Annotated in this window: 15 protein-coding genes; 1 reads left to right on the forward strand and 14 read right to left on the reverse strand. The window is 46.6% G+C overall.

The features are described from left to right. Nucleotides 1–234 precede the first annotated feature (234 nt). From AC58UU_RS25055 to AC58UU_RS25115, 13 genes are all read right to left on the reverse strand, one after another. Nucleotides 235–1,071, reverse strand: a complete 837-nt coding sequence (locus AC58UU_RS25055; protein WP_497319738.1) for a Gfo/Idh/MocA family oxidoreductase — start codon at nucleotides 1,069–1,071, stop codon at nucleotides 235–237. Nucleotides 1,072–1,146: 75 nt separating this feature from the next. Further along, a complete protein-coding gene (locus AC58UU_RS25060) occupies nucleotides 1,147–2,679 on the reverse strand; it encodes a type 2 periplasmic-binding domain-containing protein (RefSeq protein WP_497319739.1) in 1,533 nt (510 codons plus the stop codon). 112 nt (nucleotides 2,680–2,791) lie between these two features. Further along, nucleotides 2,792–3,712: a carbohydrate ABC transporter permease gene (locus tag AC58UU_RS25065; protein WP_497319740.1), complete on the reverse strand. Its 921-nt coding sequence runs from the start codon at nucleotides 3,710–3,712 to the stop codon at nucleotides 2,792–2,794. Nucleotides 3,713–3,736: 24 nt separating this feature from the next. Next, nucleotides 3,737–4,675 carry an ABC transporter permease gene (locus tag AC58UU_RS25070; RefSeq protein ID WP_497320071.1) on the reverse strand — a complete coding sequence of 313 codons (939 nt, stop codon included), beginning with the start codon at nucleotides 4,673–4,675 and terminating at the stop codon, nucleotides 3,737–3,739. A 319-nt stretch (nucleotides 4,676–4,994) separates the two neighbouring features. Beyond that, a complete protein-coding gene (locus AC58UU_RS25075; protein WP_497319741.1) occupies nucleotides 4,995–6,593 on the reverse strand; it encodes a response regulator in 1,599 nt (532 codons plus the stop codon). 75 nt (nucleotides 6,594–6,668) lie between these two features. Continuing rightward, nucleotides 6,669–8,282: a glycoside hydrolase family 10-like protein gene (locus AC58UU_RS25080; protein ID WP_497319743.1), complete on the reverse strand. Its 1,614-nt coding sequence runs from the start codon at nucleotides 8,280–8,282 to the stop codon at nucleotides 6,669–6,671. A gap of 177 nt (nucleotides 8,283–8,459) precedes the next feature. Further along, nucleotides 8,460–8,708, reverse strand: coding sequence for a hypothetical protein (locus tag AC58UU_RS25085; protein ID WP_497319745.1), 249 nt, complete (start codon nucleotides 8,706–8,708; stop codon nucleotides 8,460–8,462). Between the two features lie 53 nt (nucleotides 8,709–8,761). Further along, the gene (locus AC58UU_RS25090) at nucleotides 8,762–9,763 is read right to left on the reverse strand and encodes an aldose 1-epimerase (RefSeq protein ID WP_497319746.1); all 1,002 of its coding nucleotides are present in this window, start codon (nucleotides 9,761–9,763) and stop codon (nucleotides 8,762–8,764) included. Nucleotides 9,764–9,985: 222 nt separating this feature from the next. Then, nucleotides 9,986–11,473 carry an L-arabinose isomerase gene (gene araA, locus AC58UU_RS25095; protein WP_497319747.1) on the reverse strand — a complete coding sequence of 496 codons (1,488 nt, stop codon included), beginning with the start codon at nucleotides 11,471–11,473 and terminating at the stop codon, nucleotides 9,986–9,988. A gap of 43 nt (nucleotides 11,474–11,516) precedes the next feature. Beyond that, complete coding sequence (locus tag AC58UU_RS25100) at nucleotides 11,517–13,196, reverse strand: ribulokinase (protein WP_497319749.1); 1,680 nt, start codon at nucleotides 13,194–13,196, stop codon at nucleotides 11,517–11,519. A 76-nt stretch (nucleotides 13,197–13,272) separates the two neighbouring features. Beyond that, nucleotides 13,273–14,376: a GntR family transcriptional regulator gene (locus AC58UU_RS25105; protein ID WP_497319750.1), complete on the reverse strand. Its 1,104-nt coding sequence runs from the start codon at nucleotides 14,374–14,376 to the stop codon at nucleotides 13,273–13,275. A gap of 1,066 nt (nucleotides 14,377–15,442) precedes the next feature. Then, complete coding sequence (locus tag AC58UU_RS25110; protein WP_497319752.1) at nucleotides 15,443–16,474, reverse strand: sulfite oxidase; 1,032 nt, start codon at nucleotides 16,472–16,474, stop codon at nucleotides 15,443–15,445. A gap of 201 nt (nucleotides 16,475–16,675) precedes the next feature. Beyond that, entirely contained in the window at nucleotides 16,676–17,425 is a 750-nt protein-coding gene (locus tag AC58UU_RS25115) for a hypothetical protein (RefSeq protein WP_497319753.1), read from the reverse strand. Nucleotides 17,426–17,551: 126 nt separating this feature from the next. On the opposite strand from AC58UU_RS25115, the gene AC58UU_RS25120 reads away from it, so the two are divergent. After that, nucleotides 17,552–18,223, forward strand: a complete 672-nt coding sequence (locus AC58UU_RS25120; RefSeq protein WP_497319755.1) for an SIMPL domain-containing protein — start codon at nucleotides 17,552–17,554, stop codon at nucleotides 18,221–18,223. 19 nt (nucleotides 18,224–18,242) lie between these two features. Here the strand turns inward: AC58UU_RS25120 and AC58UU_RS25125 are convergent, their stop codons facing one another. Further along, entirely contained in the window at nucleotides 18,243–18,464 is a 222-nt protein-coding gene (locus AC58UU_RS25125; protein ID WP_497319756.1) for a hypothetical protein, read from the reverse strand. Nucleotides 18,465–18,519 lie beyond the last annotated feature (55 nt).

The raw sequence follows: 18,519 nt of genomic DNA on the forward strand, positions 1-18,519 counted from the left end.
CCTCATCATAACTTTCACGTTGGTTTCCCATGCCACACCTCGACCTTGAATTTATATCTATTATTATAAAGGCCGTCCCCTAGTGTGTGTCTACTGAAAAGTCTAACATCAATCAGCCATTTTGCAGCACGTTAGCGCATCGTCGTTCCTCTTCCCTCACCGAGTTGACAGTTGGCACGTTTCATTGGGAGGCGAGTAGTTTTGGCTAGCAGTTTGATTTTCCTGTTTCTCAGTTTACGGCAGCTCCAACCACTGATAAGGCGTCTTTGCGGCCTTCATTCCAAATTCCAGAATCGTTGCAATCGCAATCGTTTCTGCCTGCGGAACAGACGGCTTACCCGTCTCGAAAAAACCGATAAGATTCTCAATAAACGACCCAAAGAAATCCGACTCGATTTTTAGAAACTTCGATGACCCCGCTTCATAACTGAGCGCCATGCTGAACGGACATTCCCACCCATATAGGTTTATCGTTGCTTGGCGGCCGTCCGCATACCCGATCAGCAGCGCTGGTGTGTTTGCCGTTCCTGTCCACATCACTCGTTTGACATCCGTCCCCATCAGCGAGACGATCGGCTCCACCTGGTGGATCGAATAGTTCTCAAATTGTCCCGGTCCTAGGCTGCAAATGGACTCTATCCCCTGCTTTTCTAGTCCTATATATTCTGAAGCGAACCGTAAAGCCGAAGTCGAGTACATGGGGGTCCCATGTTTGTCTGCGAGTTCGAACATCCTCAAGGCCGCTGCGCGGTTAGGCGCAAACGTTTTATCGATATAAGTAGGCTTGCCGGAACGAAGTGGAATCAACGACAATTCCTCATGGTACTCGGGATGATCCGGCGACAGAACAACCAAGTAGTCACTCTGGTCCACAACAGCCTCGATCGAGTCAAGAAGCTGGATTCCCTTCTTCTCGCTCCAGTCCGCATTACTGAGCTTTCCTTCAATATTCGACTTGCCATAGGCGTATGCGACTTTCATGCTGCCACTCGATGCCTTTTCAATCCAACCAGGATATTTCTCCGCATGCCACTCGTCCAGGAAATAGTCAATAAACCCGATCTTTTTCATCCTTATCTCACTCCCTCAGAGAAATAAAACCCCCACGGAGTGAACCGCAGGGGAATATTGCGCCTTAAAATAGTCTTACTTCTTGTTCGCTGCGTACCATTCGTTGACAGCTTTCGTCATTTCGTCTCCGCCATCTGCTTTCCACTGAGTCAGGAATTTATCATAATTTTCGAGCTGCTCTGCACCAGTAATGTACTTCAAGAAGGTATCTTCCATTAACTTTTGCAGCTTTAAATTGTACTTACCGATTGCTTCAAGCGGAGGTGCAAAAGAGAGCGGGTCTACGACGATGTTGCCTTTGGCAGCTTCCTGATTTTTGTTAAATGCATCGGTCAGGATAGGATCTTTACGAACACGCGCCTGCCAGTAGATCGGGTAGTTTTTCTCATCCACACCTGTGAGAAATGAAGAAGCGTTGTTATACTGGTCGTTGAAAATCGGCAGAATTGGGAAGTAGTTGCCGTTTTCCACCTTATGGTGAACCCCCTCTTTACCGATCGTTGCTTCCTTGTGAATGTCTTTGTCGAGCTTCAAATCCAGGTATTTGATAATCTCTTCCTTGTTTTCGGCCCATTTCGGTATACCCACGTAATAGCTGATACCTGCTGAACCCATAACTTGTACTTTGCCATCATCGCCTTTCAGGTACGGTAGGCTTGCGATTTTGGCGTTTGGCGTGTTTTTCAGAAGTGCATTTTGAACGGTAGGCGCGTTGAAGTAGCCGTTCGAGATCATAGCCGTTTTGCCGCTCGTGAAGTTCTCGATGACTTTATTCGCCTGATTGAGAGACCATTCCTGATCAATCAATTTCTCCGTATACAGCTTCTTCATGAACTCTAAGTATTTTTTCATGTTCGGGTTTTCTACCACATTGACCAGTTTGCCGTTAACATCCTGCCAACCGGTAGTTGCGGTCGACTGAACCAGCGTGAGGCCGAACGTCGGCATGATTTCAGGAACGAGCGGTGTTTTACCACCGGACAACGCCATAACATTTTTCTTCTCTTTGATCGTCTTCATAACGTTGTACAGCTCATCGCGTGTTGTCGGGGCCTTAAGTCCGAGTTCATCCATCCAATCCTGACGCACGATAAGCGCTGTGTTGACGATCGTACCCGAACCGGTCTGTGGAATACCGTAAATTTTACCGTTCAGCTTGGCCCCGTTCCAGGAGTTTTGGGAAATAACGTTCTTCATGTTCGTGCCATATTTGTTTACCAACTCATCGATCGGCTCCAGGGCGCCAGATGTTGAGAGTCTGGAATACTGTGGGCCACTGAGCAGCATGAATCCATATTTTTCCTTGTTGGCCATGAGCAGGTTAAGCTTGTCGTCTGGGTTCTCGACCGGCAGCATGTCGTAGGTAACTTTGTAGCCGGTTTTTTCGTTCAGGAACTTCGCCACGACTTCAGCATTGGGATCAAAACGCGCATATTGCAGCAGCGCCTTGAATTCTGGCTTCGGCTTATTGGTATCTACAGTTGCGATTGGAGCTGTTGATGCAGACGGTGCTGTGGTAGTCCCTGCTGTTTGGCCGTTTCCGCCACAAGCGGTGATAGACGCTGCCAAAGTCGTGATGGACATCAGAGCTAAAAATTTTTTCACCATGAAAGAGCCTCCCTTTTTCATTCTTTGAGTATGGAGAAGTGCGTAAAACCAAATTTCATGGAACCATCTTTGAGCCTGCCCACCACCACCCTTCAAGTTTTGTTTGTGAGATTCAGCCTTTTACAGAGCCGACCAGAACACCCTTAACGAAATATTTTTGTAGGAACGGATACACGAATATGATCGGCAGCGTCGCCAGAATGATGGAAGCCGCTTGGATCGACTGCGGTGAAACGTTCAGCGATGCGTCAACATTGGTCCGCATGAAGGCATCCGTCGAAGAGACGAACAATTCCTTTAAATAAAGCTGCAGCGGTTTCATTTCTACCGAGTTGATATAGATAAGCGACGTAAAGTAGTCGTTCCAGAACGTAACCGCGTAGAACAATGCGATGGTTGCCAGCACTGGCATCGAGAGTGGCAAGATGATACGCACAAGGATCGTCATATTGCTGGCCCCATCCATTTTCGCCGATTCTTCGAGACTGTCAGGCAGGCTTTCGAAGTAGCTTTTGACAATGAGCATGTTGTACACGTTAATCATTAATGGCAGGAAGAGCACCGGCAGTTTATCGATAAGATTAAGCTTGTGCATTAGCAGGTAAGTCGGGATCAATCCACCGCTGAACAGCATAGTAAACAAGTACATGATGATAAAAAACTTACGTCCCCGCAGCCTCGGCTTGGAAAGCGGATAAGCGGCTAACGTCGTCATGAATAACGCGAGCAGCGAACCAACCAGCGTCACTGTTATGGATACCATAAACGCATTCAGGAATAAGGAATTGCTCGCCACATACTTGTAAGTCCCTATTTGCAAATCGATCGGGTACAAGGTAACCATCCCTGAAACGACCGCCGCCTCGCTGCTAAGCGATTTGGCGATGAGATTAATGAACGGAAAGATGGTGGAAAGTCCCATCAGGATAAAGAAAATATGATTGACCACTGTGAAGATTTTCTCGCCACGGGATGTTCGGATGGCTCCAGACCTTCTAACGGCAAGTGATTGTAAGGTGCCTTTTGTATGCATAGCTGATCCTCCTTTATTCGCCGTTTACCAGATACCTCGTCCGAAAAACTTACGGGCCAATCCGTTACCCGTTAAGATCAAAATAAACGCAACCACGGATTCGAATACTCCTACGGCGGTTGAGAAGCTGTAATCCTGTTCACCGAGACCTATGCGATACACATAGGTGCCAATAACATCTGCGACGTTGTATACGCTTGGGTTGTACATAACGAGAATTTGTTCAGTTCCCGCCTCGAGCACATAGCCGAGACGAAGGATGAACATGAGCAGGATAATCGGAACTAGACCGGGCAGCGTAATATGTATGATTTGCTTCCATTTATTAGCGCCATCTATTTTGGCCGCTTCGTACAAGCCGGGATCGATCCCGGCCAAAGCCGCCAAGTATATGATCGTGTTCCAGCCGGTCTCCTTCCAACCTGCCGTGCTTATGAGAACCGAGCGGAAAATGTGGCTGTCCAGGAAAAAGCGGATCGGTTCGCCACCCATGGCGACGATTATTTTGTTGACAATACCGCCGTTCGTGGAAAGCAGATCGATGAACAAGCCACTGACGATAACCCAAGACAGGAAGTGAGGCAGATAAACCACGGTTTGTACGCTTTTTTTGAACGCCATGTTCTTCAATTCGTTAAGCAAAATGGCGACCACAATCGGGAGAGGAAAGAGAAATACGATTTTGTATATAGAAATGATCAAGGTGTTCTGGAACACTTGCAAAAAACTTGCGGAAGAAATCAATTTATCGAAATGCTTCCACCCGACCCATGGACTTGCAGCCATACCATCGAAAATATTGAAATCCTTGAAAGCAATGATAATCCCGTACATCGGCGTGTACTTAAACAGCAGCAGAAATGCGATGCCGGGAATGAGTGCGAGATACAAATCCCAATCTTTCTTGATATCGATCCACAATTGTCGTCTATAGCTCTTTTTACCATTTTTCTTTGTAAATATGACAGTTTCCCTAGTAGTGGTCGTTTCTCGCAAGGTGTCTCCTCCTTCTTACCTGTCTTTCTTAGATTTAGTTTATCACCCACCGTTTTTTTGCGAATTAGAGGAATATTACTTGTTTTGGTACTTTCATAACTTCTCGCGTCTGACATATGAGAAAACCTCTACCCTCGGCCATTCAAAGATGAGCGACCGCGTTTAGAGGTAGGTTTTATCGCCAATAAGAAAGCGGTTTTCGGGAACCGAAAACTTATACTTTCTTATGTGGTAAAAAAACCTTCCCAGATCAACTGAGAAGGCTGCCAAAAGGCTTGCAAGGAATTCAATGACGAACTTCCCCGGGCGTCACGCCCCAATATTTACGGAATACTCTTGTAAAATAGCTCACATCCCTATACCCGACACCAGCTGCGGCGTCGTATACCCGTGCTCCCTCTTGCAGGATCGCCTTGGCTCGCTCCATTTTACGTTCCATTACATAGGTGGAAAAGGCTTTTCCTGTTTCTTGTTTGAAGAGACGGCTAAGGTAGGATGAGTTAACATACAGTCGGTCGGCGACAGCATGCAGCGTCATTTCCTGATCGATTTCATTTTCGACGAGACTTAATATGGTCTTGATCATGCCATGACTCGTCGATTTCCGCCTCTGGCTGGCATAGGTTAAATACGCCTTTATCATCCGCTGCAGCCAAAACAGAATTTGTTCCTTTGCGGCCAGCTCCAAGTGATTTTGGAAATAAACGTAATCCTCACCGGCCACTTCCCGCACTGGCCAGCCCTGTTTCTGGATCATGCAAATAAAGAGGCTTGTGAAATAAAGGATGTGCTCATGCATGTCTTCAACCGTTTCCGCTTTGGCCATGCCACCGTCCCAGAGGGCAGTTAAGGTTTCGATCGCTTTGTCGCCTTCCCCTGTTTCGAGTGCGATTTCCAGCGCTTTCTCCAGGTTTGGTTGAAACGATAGTTCCGGCTCTCTCCCCTGCTCTTCCCGGTACGGGATCGCCAGATCATAGCCCAGTACAATCCGATTCTGTAACGCACGAACCGCCTGTATGTACAGCTTGTTCATATCCTCTTGGCCGCCTGTTATCCCGCTAATCCCCGCGCTTGCACTTAGCCTAAGGCAGCTTCTTACAGTTAAAAGCAGCTTTTCGGTCAGTGCGTTGATTTTCTGGAGGGCTACTCCAGGCTCTTCATTTCCATCAAGCTGGAACACGACGACCGTGCAGCCCGCATAATCGGTAGATACCCAACAAGGAGTGGCCAGCAATGTTTCCTTCACGATACTGCTCAGCGAAAATTGGAGCAGCGAAATATCTTTCTTGCTGAATCTGGTTTCATCCTCAGGTAGCGGGTCCATATCGACTACGGCAACTGCATATTCGGCATCTTTTTGTATATCCAGTTGAAGATCCTTGCTTTTCTGCTCAAGCTCCCAAGGTTCGTACTTCCCGTTCAGCCACCCCTGGAAAAATTCATTGATTAGCTGTGGAAGATGCAGCTTCCATTTTTGCTTTAGCTCATCCTCGTTATGTCGCTGCTCCAGCTCACTCTTTAACCGATCGGCCGCTTCAAGCACCGTCTCCAATATCTCCTCGTCTCCAGCCGGTTTTAACAAATATTTCATAACACCAAGCCCCAGTGCCTCTTGAGCGTATGCGAAATCGTCATGTCCGCTGAGAACAATGATTTTCAACAAAGGGTCGGCTTGGCGAAGTTGTCTTGCTAAGGTCAGCCCGTCCATTTCCGGCATCTGCAGGTCCAGCAAGATAATCTCAGGCTTTTTGCGGTCGATCAGCCGCAGCGCTTCCATTCCATTTCCAGCCTGCCCGACGACCTCAATTCCGTGCTTGTCCCAGGGAATGTTGTTTGCTAGTGCGTTTCGGAGTCGGATTTCATCTTCCACAATTAATAAATTCATAGTCGGAATCTCCTTGATGGATAAGATGTATTCAGAACCCATTCGCTCATGAAACGGTATTTTCCTGCCTAGGTCTTACTTCACTTGTTTAATTCGTGAGTATAGCAGAAGCTCTTGAATATCCGTTAAAGTTTTAGTCAGCTGGAGCTCGACGGCCGGATGAACAATCCCCGCTTCCATCTTTTCCTTTAGCCATTGCTTGAACTCTAATACCTCAGTTTCCAATGTGACTAACCCATCCTTTTGTAATAAGCCAAGAGCGAATTCCACTCGGTTTACAATCTCTATCGCTGCCTCTTCACTGACTACCCCGCGCGGAATGTACACCTGCTCCACATCTACTACGGCCTTTTCTAGTAATCCTTGTATAGCACGCAGCGGAAACATCCCCGTGGATATCGCCTTATTTCTCCACGGGCCCATCCGCAGAGACCTTATCGCTTCATCACTCGCTTGACCGAATGCAAATATCACCGTTCCCATATCCAGATCCCGCGCTGCAAGTACCTGATCAACTGTTTCGTGTGCTCCCAACCGGATGTACATTGGGTAAATGCCGCTGTAAACCAGATTTCCTGGCTGCAGCTCGTTTTTGTGCAGTTGAACCGACTCCCGTACCGCAATGGAAATAGAATAATACGCCTGTGGAATAACGATATCGACATGCTGCGACCAATTCCCGATTTTCTCAGATTCCGCCCCCGGCTCCGGTGCAGCTGACACGATGATCTGCGGATTGATGCTTTTTATTTCCTTGTATAAGTCCGCCACAAAATCATCCTCAATCTGCTCCAGCCAATCCGTCCACGTTTTCCAAAGCTCCTGCTGCCGCTCTGCATCAATCCCAAGGGGATCAATGCCATGCTCACGCCGAAATGCCTCACGTGCATACTCACTGAAGCAGTAGCTTTCCTTCCAATCAGCGGAATGCGGAAACCGCATAAAATCCAGATTGATTCCGGCAACCCCATATGTCATAATCATCTCTTTCATGATGTCGAGCACATATTGCCGTACCTCCGGATTCGTGATATCGAGCCAAAAGTAACCGGTCTCTTGTTGAGGCAGGGGCTTTTCGGACCCAGTTTGGCGTCTCGAAAGCGCGGACCATTCTGGATGCGTCCGAAGCACTGGACCTCCTGTTGGGTCGACTCCGACCATGAACCCGTCCAGCCAAGCGTGCACGGCGATGCCCCGCTCCCCGGCCTCCTTAACGAAAGCCTCAAGAGGATCCCATCCCCGAAAAGCAGGGTGCTGCTCCTCCACCCGCCTAGCAGCGGCTACACGGCTCGGATAAATCGTATACCCCCAAAACCAAGTCTCCAGATACAGCTCGTTGAAGCCAGCAGCCTGCACACGGTCTAAGGTACGGCATACCTCCTCACGGCTTTGCTCCGTCGGGCGGTACCAAACTCCTCGGGCTTCCGCCACTCTGCTCGGCAGAGCTAGAAAATAACCGTCCAATGCCTCCGCTGACGCCTGCTTCGCGACTCTCATACACGCATCTGAGTCTGTGAGCTGAAGTTCCCGCGCTTCCTCCAACAGATGAAACGCCCTTCCCACATATTCTCTTGCAAAGTCAAAAGGAGCATTCACACATGCGTCCCAATTCTCCTTAATAGTCCGCTGTGCATTTGCAATCAGCTTTTCCGCCTGTTCCAGACTCAAGTTGATTTCTTGCTCAGTCATAGCAAATTATCCCTTCATTATGTGTTTGGTATAGAAATTATCATATCTATGGCGGACTAGATAGGGGACAGTGGTTACTTTCTTTGGTATTTTGACATGAAAAAAAAATCTCCTGGCGATTAAAACCCTCACCAAGAGACTTCTTCTTATTTTAGTGATCCCAGAATGGCTTTATGATTACTCTCTCAGCGCTTCTTTCAATTTCGTAGACATGCTATCCATGGAGCCCGAAGATGGACGCTTAACTCCACGTAGTTTCGCGATTTCTTGCTTCAATCTCTCGTTTTCTAATGTCAATTTTTTGATCTGATCTAGGAGCTGTTCCTTTTCTGAGCCTTCTTTATTTTCCATCGGTATCCCGCCCTTTCCTTCCGGATAAAAATAACCATTCGCCGCTAGCAGATCATCACCTTGGATTCTCTCCATGCGTCAAAGGGACTTATATAGGGATCTTTGGTCGGAGATCAAAGTCTCTCCTTTTATTTGTTCAATTCAACCGTATAAAGGCGTCCTGTTTCTTCCCAAATTTCGCCTGGCTCTAAAGAAACAAGTCCAATTTGATCAGCAGGGAGATCTACGTTCGGTGCATTTACTAGATTCATTTGCGGTTCTGGGCAGAAAAACCCTTCAGAAGCGCCATTATTCCAGATCATCCATTGTTTGTAGGAAGTCCCTACATCATAGACCAGTTTGATACCTTCGCGTGAATCTGTCAACTCCATGTAGTTACGGCCATTTTGCGGCGAGGTTGTGTAATGATTATCCATAGATTCAAAGAACGGCGACAAACCGCCTACTTTCATCTTCTCTTCGTCAGCTGACAATGGCTGATACTCACCAGTGGGCAGCATTCTTTCACTCATTTCCCAGCGGTTGCCGATCGTCATTTTGAACCCATAATCAGCTGCCTGACTGTTCGGCGCAAAAGGTGCATTGATCGTCGTGTGATACGCTAACAAGCAAGGCATAGCCTCTTTGCCTTCATTATGTACGGATACATGCTGATGCAAACCGTGTGCATTCAATGTGTAAGTCAAACGTATCGTGAACTCATGCGGTAAAAACGCATAAACCGAATGTCCTTCTCTTACGCGTAAAGCTAAGGTAACACAGCTCTCAGTTTCATCTGCACGGAATTTCTCAACAGCCCATGGAATATTGTGTACAAAACCATGTAGATGATTTCCCGTTTTCGGTTCATTGATCGGAAATTCATAGACTTTGCCTTTCCAAGGAAACTTCCCGTCCTCATACCGATTAGGTGGAAATAATACCGGGATCCCGTGCACAATTGGACGTGCTTTAAAATCTTCCATCTCTTCCATTGCAGGCTCACGCAAAAAACGATATTCTTTTTCAGTATCTCTAAAAGCAATTAGATTAGCGCCAATTTCCGGTAAAACAGCTGCTTCGTAACGGCTAGCCTGTAACCAAATGGCTTTCTCTCCTTGGAATGTTCCTTCAAACGCTTTCGTCGTCATTTCGCGTTAACCTCCTACATAGCTGTGCCTTTTAATTTTGGACAGGCTTATATGAATTTACTCTAAAGCATGTGAATCAAAGAAGTCAATGGATGAAAATAACGTGAACAATGATAAATGTGACTTTCGGTAAGGTACGAATGAGAAAACCGTCCTCCTCAAAAGGATGAACGGTCTTCACTTTTTATATAAGATATCTTTATTATAGCTGTTTACTTCTGTTTAGTGTTTCCAAGCAACCTCACTCCAGCGAAGCTCATTACGGAACTGCAGCACTGAGGTGTTCTTATTAATAATCACAACTTCGACTCCAGCTAATTCTGCCCAGTCCACTAATTGCTCCGTACTTACGTTGTATGAAAATACCGTGTGATGCGCGCCACCAGCGTAAATCCAAGCTTCTGCAGAATCTCGCAGCGATGGTTGCGGCTTCCAAAGCACACGCGCTACAGGCAATTTAGGCATAGCTTTGACTGGTTGAACAGCGTCAACTTCGTTAATCAGCAAGCGGAATCGGTTGCCCATATCGATCAGCGATGCATTCAGAGCTGCCCCTGAAGCACCGTCGAAAACGAGGCGTGCTGGATCCGCTTTACCGCCGATACCGAGCGGATGAACCTCGATTTTGGGACGCGTAGCTGCAATTGTCGGACAAATTTCTAACATATGTGCGCCAAGCACGAGCTCTTGACCTGGCTCCATATGATAGGTGTAATCCTCCATGAAGGAAGTTCCTTTGTTGTCAGCGATGATCTTCATCACGCGTGTCAGCGCCGCTGTTTTCCAATCGCCTTCACCGCCAAAGCCGTATCCTTGCCCCATCAAACGCTGAACTGCAAGTCCTGGCAGCTGCTTTAGCCCATGCAAATCCTCGAAAGTTGTCGTGAATGCGCCGAAGCCGCCTTCTTGCAAGAAACCTTTCAGTCCAAGCTCGATGCGAGCTTGCTCACGAATCGCTTCACGCACTGGACCTGCCGAGCGGCCTTCAGCTGTAATATCATAAACTTCATTGTACTCGTCCATTAAATGATCAACCTCAGCTTCAGAGATGTCTCCTACGCGCTGTACAAGATCGCCAACCCCGTAGCCATTGATGGACCAACCAAATTTAATTTGCGCTTCCACTTTATCGCCTTCTGTTACCGCCACTTGACGCATGTTATCTCCAAAACGAGCCACTTTCAGACTACGTCCTTCTACGAAAGCAACCGCTGTACGCATCCAACCAGCAATGCGGCTAAGTACTGCTGGATCTTCCCAGTAGCCAACAACCACTTTACGGGAAATACCCATCCGTGTACCGATAAATCCATACTCGCGGTCGCCATGCGCCGCTTGATTCAGGTTCATGAAGTCCATATCGATCGTTTCCCACGGGATATCACGATTGAATTGGGTATGTAAGTGAAGCAGCGGTTTGCGATATTCAGCGAGACCGGCAATCCACATTTTTGCTGGCGAAAACGTATGCATCCATGTAATGATTCCCGCGCAAGTGTCATCCGCATTGGCATCCAGACAAAGTCTGCGGATGGCATCTGGTGTTGTCAGTACAGGCTTGAAAATTAGTTTACTCGGAATTGACGAGTCACGGTCGATCCCTTCTGTGATTTGTTTGGAATGCTCATCCACTTGCAGCAGTGTCTCAGGTCCATACAAATGCTGACTTCCGGTGACGAACCAAAATACTTTTTCTGAAAAAGGGTTCATGGCTAATAGCCTCCTTGGTTGGTTGGGAATGTAAGAATCCGAACTAATGACGAGCTTCCTCACGAATGGAACGAAGTCTCTTCATCACGTCATTCTCTCCGCGTCCGAAATAATCATGCAGCTTGCTATACTCCTGGTATAACTGCTCATAAACAGCTACATTTTCTGCGATTGGCTTGAACGTTTCTTTACGAACACGGGCCATTTTGTGTGCTGCGTCAACGATATTGTCATAACCGCCATTGGCAGCACCTGCTGCAACAGCCCCGAACATCGCAGCTCCTAGAGCTGGCGTTTGTTTGGAATCCGCGATTTTGATTTCCCGATTTGTTACATCGGCATAAATTTGCATGAGTAGGCGATTTTTTTGCGGCAACCCGCCACAAGCGTATAATTCTTGCACTTCTACGCCATTATTGTGGAATGCGTCGACAATTTTACGTGTTCCGAACGCTGTTGCTTCCAGTAATGTACGGTAAATTTCCTCTGGTTTCGTTAAGAGAGAATATCCTAAGATAAGACCGTTTAATTCTGTGTCCACGAGTACGGAACGATTTCCATTCCACCAATCCAACGCGAGTAAGCCCGTTTCTCCCGGCTTGTAAGCGGATGCATGGCGTTCCAGCCATTCATGCACATTCATTCCTTCTTGCTCAGCCGCAGCTTGCACATACGCTGGTACACCCTGCTCCACATACCAAGCAAAAATATCCCCAACCGCCGATTGACCAGCTTCATAACCCAAATATCCAGGAATGATGCCGTCTTCTACGACACCGCACATCCCTTCAACTTCTCTCTCTTCTGTCCCCAGCAGCATATGACAAATGGAAGTCCCCATCGCCATGACCAGTTTACCTGGCGTTACCACACCAACACCTGGAACAGCTGCGTGTGCATCCACGTTACCAACCGCAATGGCAGTTCCTGCCTTCAGACCCATCAACTTAGCCATTGCTTCTGTTAGCTCACCAGCTTTGGTGCCGAGTGGAACGACATCACCGCGAAGCTTGGTTTCTGTCAAATTTTCAAAACGAGGATCGAGAGCCTTAAAGAAAGCTTTACTCGGATAGCCATCTTTTTTATGCCAAATGGACTTATAGCCTGTGGTACAGCTGTTACGGACAATGTCCGATTGACCCGTCATTTGCGAGACGACCCAATCTGTTGCTTCCAAGAATCGATCGGTTTGCTCATAAATATCAGGAGCTTCGTTTAAGATTTGCCAAACCTTCGCAATCATCCATTCGGAAGATATTTTACCGCCGTAACGAGGAAGGAATGATTCTCCTCTGCTTTCCGCGATTTCGTTAATAAGATTCGCCTCGTCTTGAGCCGCATGATGCTTCCATAACTTCACCCAGCTGTGCGGATTATTCGTTAGTAGCGGATTGAAACAAAGCGGCTGGCCCTCTTTATCAATCGGGAGCATCGTACATGCCGTAAAATCAATACCAAGTCCGATAATATCGGCTGGATTCACACCGGATGCCTGCACAACCGCTGGAACAGACTGGGTCAATACATCGATATAGTCTTGGGGATGCTGCAAAGCCCAATCATACGCAAGCTTGATCCCAGATCCGGGCAACTTCTCATCAATAACGTTGTGCGGGTATGGCGTTACATGATCGGCAACCTCAGTTCCATCACTCAAGTCGACCAGTACGGCACGGCCAGATTCCGTTCCATAGTCAACACCAATCGCATATCTCTTAGACATGGATAGCCTCCTTCATATTTCAGCTATTTCTACACTCAGTATATCACTTGTACGTACAAGTTGGCTAGATGAATTTTTAAGAAAGTGAAACTTGGATGGTTGACTCCCTGACGATTAATTCTGGTTTGTAGACTTTCCCCGTTTTTCTTCCATTCGCTCGTTTATTCTGTATCATATCGATCAATATCTCAGCTGCATCTGCACCCATTTCCGTTTTGGGATGTGAAAGTGTCGTCAGCTTGACCTCTGTTGCGGTTGCTAACGAAGAGTCATCAAAACCGACCAGCGAAATATCCTGCGGCACTTGAAGACCTGTTGTACGTACAGCTTCAAGTAGATGAATAGCTATCTCATCATTGTAGCAAACGAAAGCCGTTGGCCGCTCATCCACCTGACCTAGCATCGATATTGCGCTTTCGTAAGGTTTTTGTCTCTTCTCCTCCGTCGAATAATGAATGACGAATTCCGGTAACAACGGGATTTGATAGTGATGATGAGCACGAATAAACCCTTTCAGCCGATTAACCCCTTGCAAGTCATCCGTCTTGAAGAACCCAGCAATACGGCGATGTCCAAGCTCAATTAAATGTTGAGCAGCCTTGAATCCGCCCTCTTCATCATCCACGACCAAAGAAGGACAATTCATCTCCGGATACCGCTCATTAATCATCAAATAAGGAATATGTTGATAGTCTAAGGAAAGGTAATAGCTTAAATTCGGATTGCCTTCCGCGCTTTTGGTCGGCTCAATAATAAGGCCGCTTAAGGGCTGACTCATCATCATGTCGAGGCTTTCCTTCTCTTTTTCCTTATCGTTGTCTGTGGATGATAAGAGCAATCTGTATCCCCTCGCACGTAAGGCAGACTCCGCTCCTCTTACGATATGAGGAAAAATATAATCAGATATATAGGTTGTCAGAATGCCAATGGTTTGCACATCTCGACTTTTTTGCGTTTGGGGCGTGGAAACAAATGTCCCTTTTCCTTGCATCCGATACAGCCAACCTTCTTGCTCTAACTCGCCGAACGTCTGACGAACGGTTTGACGGCTCATCTGAAATTGCTCGGCTATTTCATTTTCCGATGGCATTTGATCATTCGGTTTCAGCTTCCCGGTATGAAGCCACGATAGGATTTCCTGTTTCAACTGTAAGTATTTCGGCATTTGCTTTTCTTTCATAATTCACCTCAGGTTATTGATTCTGACCGTATTATATCATTTGCTCAACTTGTATGTACATATACGGAAGTTTAGAGGTGTGCAATAAGTAAGCGCGGAAAACGCGCTAATTCAGGAGCGCTCGAGCAAATAAGCGCGTTTTCCGCGCTTACAGCGAGAGCTCTGCGAGCCGAAGCTCGTTGACAGTGTCTGAGAACCCGAAAATCGACTTCTCAGCAGACCATCCCGCGTGATCGTTCTAAATAAGCGCGAAAAACGCGCTTATTCAGGAGCGCACGAGCCAATAAGCGCGTTTTCCGCACTTACAGCGAGAGCTCTGCGAGCCGAAGCTCGTTGACGGAGTCTGAGAAGCCGAAAATCGACTTCTCAACAGACCATACCGTGCGTTCGTTCTGAATAAGCGCCAAAACCGCGCTTATTCAGGAGCGCTCGAGCAAATAAGCGCGTTTTCCGCGCTTACAGCGAGAGCTCTGCGAGCCGAAGCTCGTTGACAGTGTCTGAGAAGCCGAAAATCGTCTTCTCAGCAGGCCATCCCGCACGTTCGTTCTAAATAAGCGTGAAAAACGCGCTTATTCAGGAGCGCCCGAGCCAATAAGCGCGTTTTCCGCGCTTACAGCGAGAGCTCTGCGAGCCGAAGCTCGTTGACAGTGTCTGAGAAGCCGAAAATCGACTTCTCAGCTGACATCCCGCGCGCTTATTCAGGAGCGCTCGAGCAAATAAGCGCGTTTTCCGCGCTTACAACGAGAGCTCTGCGAGCCGAAGCTCGTTGACAGTGTCTGAGAAGCCGAAAATCGACTTCTCAGCTGACATCCCGCGCGTTCATTCTGAATAAGCGCGGAGAACGCGCTTATTCAGGAGCGCTCAAATAAAAAGGGGAAGCTTTGCTTACCCCAAACCCAAACAAAAGACCATACGCATTCAATACGGATGCAATCGGATAGTTAGAATCTTTGTCTACCAATGTTCCATGAAGATCTGGGGTTTGAAGAATATCAAATACTTTGTCCGTAAGGGCTGCACAGGCCCTCTACCGAGGAACGCACTGCTTTTATTTGCGCAATCCAGATCAGTCAACATATACACGTATATGCTGTATCGCATTATAGCCATAACCTTTTACATTCCAATCTGCCATTTCACTTTGCATGTTACCTGCTCCATCCGTCGCTCTGACTTTAATGTCATAGGTTCCGGACTCCATTACCGTCCATTTCCAACACCAACGCCTCCAAGAATACGCTTCTTGCTGTTCCAACCAAGATGCTGCCAGCCAAGTGTTTCCATTGTCCGTACTTATCTCTACCAGAACGACTGGATCACCGCCAGAGATTGCCGTTCCCCATACCCAATTCTCCCCTTTTGCCAATACCTCCTGGTCTGTTGGCCCAGCAATGGTCGAATTGAGACGAATGGTTGTAACCGGTTCGGGGGAAGATGGAGTTAATTCTTTTCGATTATACACATAATCTACGACTTGGAAAGGTCCTTGAAAGTGTTCCTCTAACACGACGATACGGTGAAGCCATTTGACTGAAGCCATTCCATACCATCCTGGAACAATTAATCTAGCTGGATAACCGTGACGGAAGGGCAGCGGTTTTCCATTCATGTAAAGGGCTATAATGGTATCGGGATGCAGAGAGCGTTCGAGAGATAAGCTTCTTGTATAGGAAAACACGCCTGGCATATCCTTTCGAACTCCCTTATCCATGCCCTCGAACGTCACTTCTCGTGCATTCCTTTGAACGTCTGCTGCATACAATAAATCTTGAAGACGAACCCCTGTCCAAACAGCATGACTAATTGCCCCTAGTCCCCACTGCTCGCCGCGAGTTTTCGGATGAAAAAACGATCTCTTATCTCCGACACATTCGAGCGTTACTGGCAGTGTAACTTGAGGCATATTCAAGAGATCATGATACCGAAAATAAATCGGTTGGTTTACACATCCTTCGACGGAAAGTCCCCAAGTGCGCATGTCCACATTCGGATATGGAAAATGGTTTCGGATATAAAACAGATGTTCCGGCGTGATTCGACTTGACAGTGACAGCATTGGGAATTCTTGATTTTCTGGCATAATTCTTCGTGTAATCAAATGAGGCGAATACAACAATTTAACCATCCTTTCGTAAGAACAAGATCTTACTAAAGGATATGGATCACGAGTTGAATTGAGACTCTTATAGTGTGGTTTGTGGTTGGTCCTCCTCACTAGAAGTTGATTCAAAAAAAAGTAACCTGCTGCTTCTGCAACAAGTTACTTAAAGTTAATTATAATCTTTTGACTATGAGGTCCTCAGCTATTTCTGTAAATCTTCTTCATGAATGGATTGATAGGAGTGTGTTCCTCTAGAAAAGAAATAATTTCTAAGGCTGATTCGGGACAACGCTCATACCCTTGGATCATACTTGGTAAAGAGTCGGCAAATGTAGGGAATCGCTGCTCGTAACGTCGCTCATTTTGAAAAGGGTCCTTAAAGCAGGCTTCTTCATTCGTAAATATCTGCGAGCAAGCTAGTAGCTTATCTAGTGCGATGTTTTGAATCAGTCTGGTAGCTGATAGTTTTTCGCCACGAGCATAACGACATAGGCCTACATAGAGGCTGGATAAAATTTCACCCACTGCATAGCTAATATCCTGAGGTTTTAAGTCATAGCTGCTTGAATATGTAGGCGCTGTAATATCGTGGTCAAAACCTTCCTCACACCAAATGATACGGCCTGTCCCATGTGGAATTTGTTTGACCTCATCTGCTTCAAGAATTCCAAAATCGCAGAATATCCCGTCCTTATAAAAAAGCTTGTACCCATCGGCAGTAAATTGGTAGTAGTACCCAACAGGGCTGATCGACGTTAGCCAATCCAAATTTTCAATAAGGTCTGTTTTGTATTCCTTTTTCGGTATGACCAAAAAGTCTAAATCTGAGTAAGCATCAATTCGCTCTTGCTCTGCCATGGATCCGAAACCAATGAGTGCCCTAGCTTTACCTGTTTTCCTTAGAGATTCCCCTATTTGTTCCAGACGCAATAATTTACTTTCCTTCAATTGTGTCCAGTACACAGTTACTCCCCCCCCTTTTGCACACGTACGATATTGCTTATTTAAACAAGAATTTTAGTCCGTATATATCCATACATTAGATTATGCCCTTCACTTGAAAGGAGTCCTTCTATGTGCAATTATCCAGTTAATAAGTCGGCCTCTTTTTCCCATTATGAATGCCCACCTACAATAGAAGTCCTAGGTACGGGAACAGCGGCTGCAGCTCCCGACAGGGCGGTAGTGGTGCTGGGAGCCATAACCGAAGGTCCTGTCTTACCCGCTGTCCAAACCGAAAACGCAAAGATCGTAACCAACATCATTCAGTCCTTATTAAAACTAAACATTCCACGGGAAAAGATACAAACGTACGATTTTGGAATTGAAATTCAGTACGATTATCAAGAAGGGAAGCAAATTTTTCGAGGCTATAAAGTAACCCATCTCTTACAAATCACCAACGATAAAGTAGAATTGACAGGAATTATCGTTGACACCGCCGTTTTCAGTGGCGCCAATAACATCACCGATATTAAGTTTACGACATCACAACCAGAATATTACGAGAATCAAGCATTATCGCTTGCCATTCGAAACGCCCATCAAAAGGCTGTGACCATTGCAAATACACTGGGAGTTACTCTTGTCACAGTCCCCAGTCAAATCCAAGAAATTACCGGAACTGCCGAACCCATCCTCTATGCAGCTACCATGCTTTCCAAAAGTACCGTTACCCCGATCCAACCGGGACAATTAACGTTTTATTCCAAAGTACGTGTGTGGTATCTGTTCGCCGACCGATAAATGAATCTTACTGATTATCTTACTTAGAACTTGTCACTTCGAACCATCTCACTACAACTTCTGCAAGCTTCTCTTTCTTATCCTCCACATCGCTCATATCTGCTAATTTGACAATAGCTTTATCACCTGTACCCCAATCTAATAAGCCTGTTGTATCGTCAAAAAGCGGTCCATTCCCTGCATGATCTTTTACCTTGGCTCCACAATGAAAGACAAGCCTAAAAAATCCTTTCCCTTGCAAATTAAAGGATTTTTCGAACTTCTTCTATTTCCTTCTTCAGGGGATGTTCAAGATT

It is taken from the genome of Paenibacillus sp. JT22N1 (assembly GCF_059692155.1).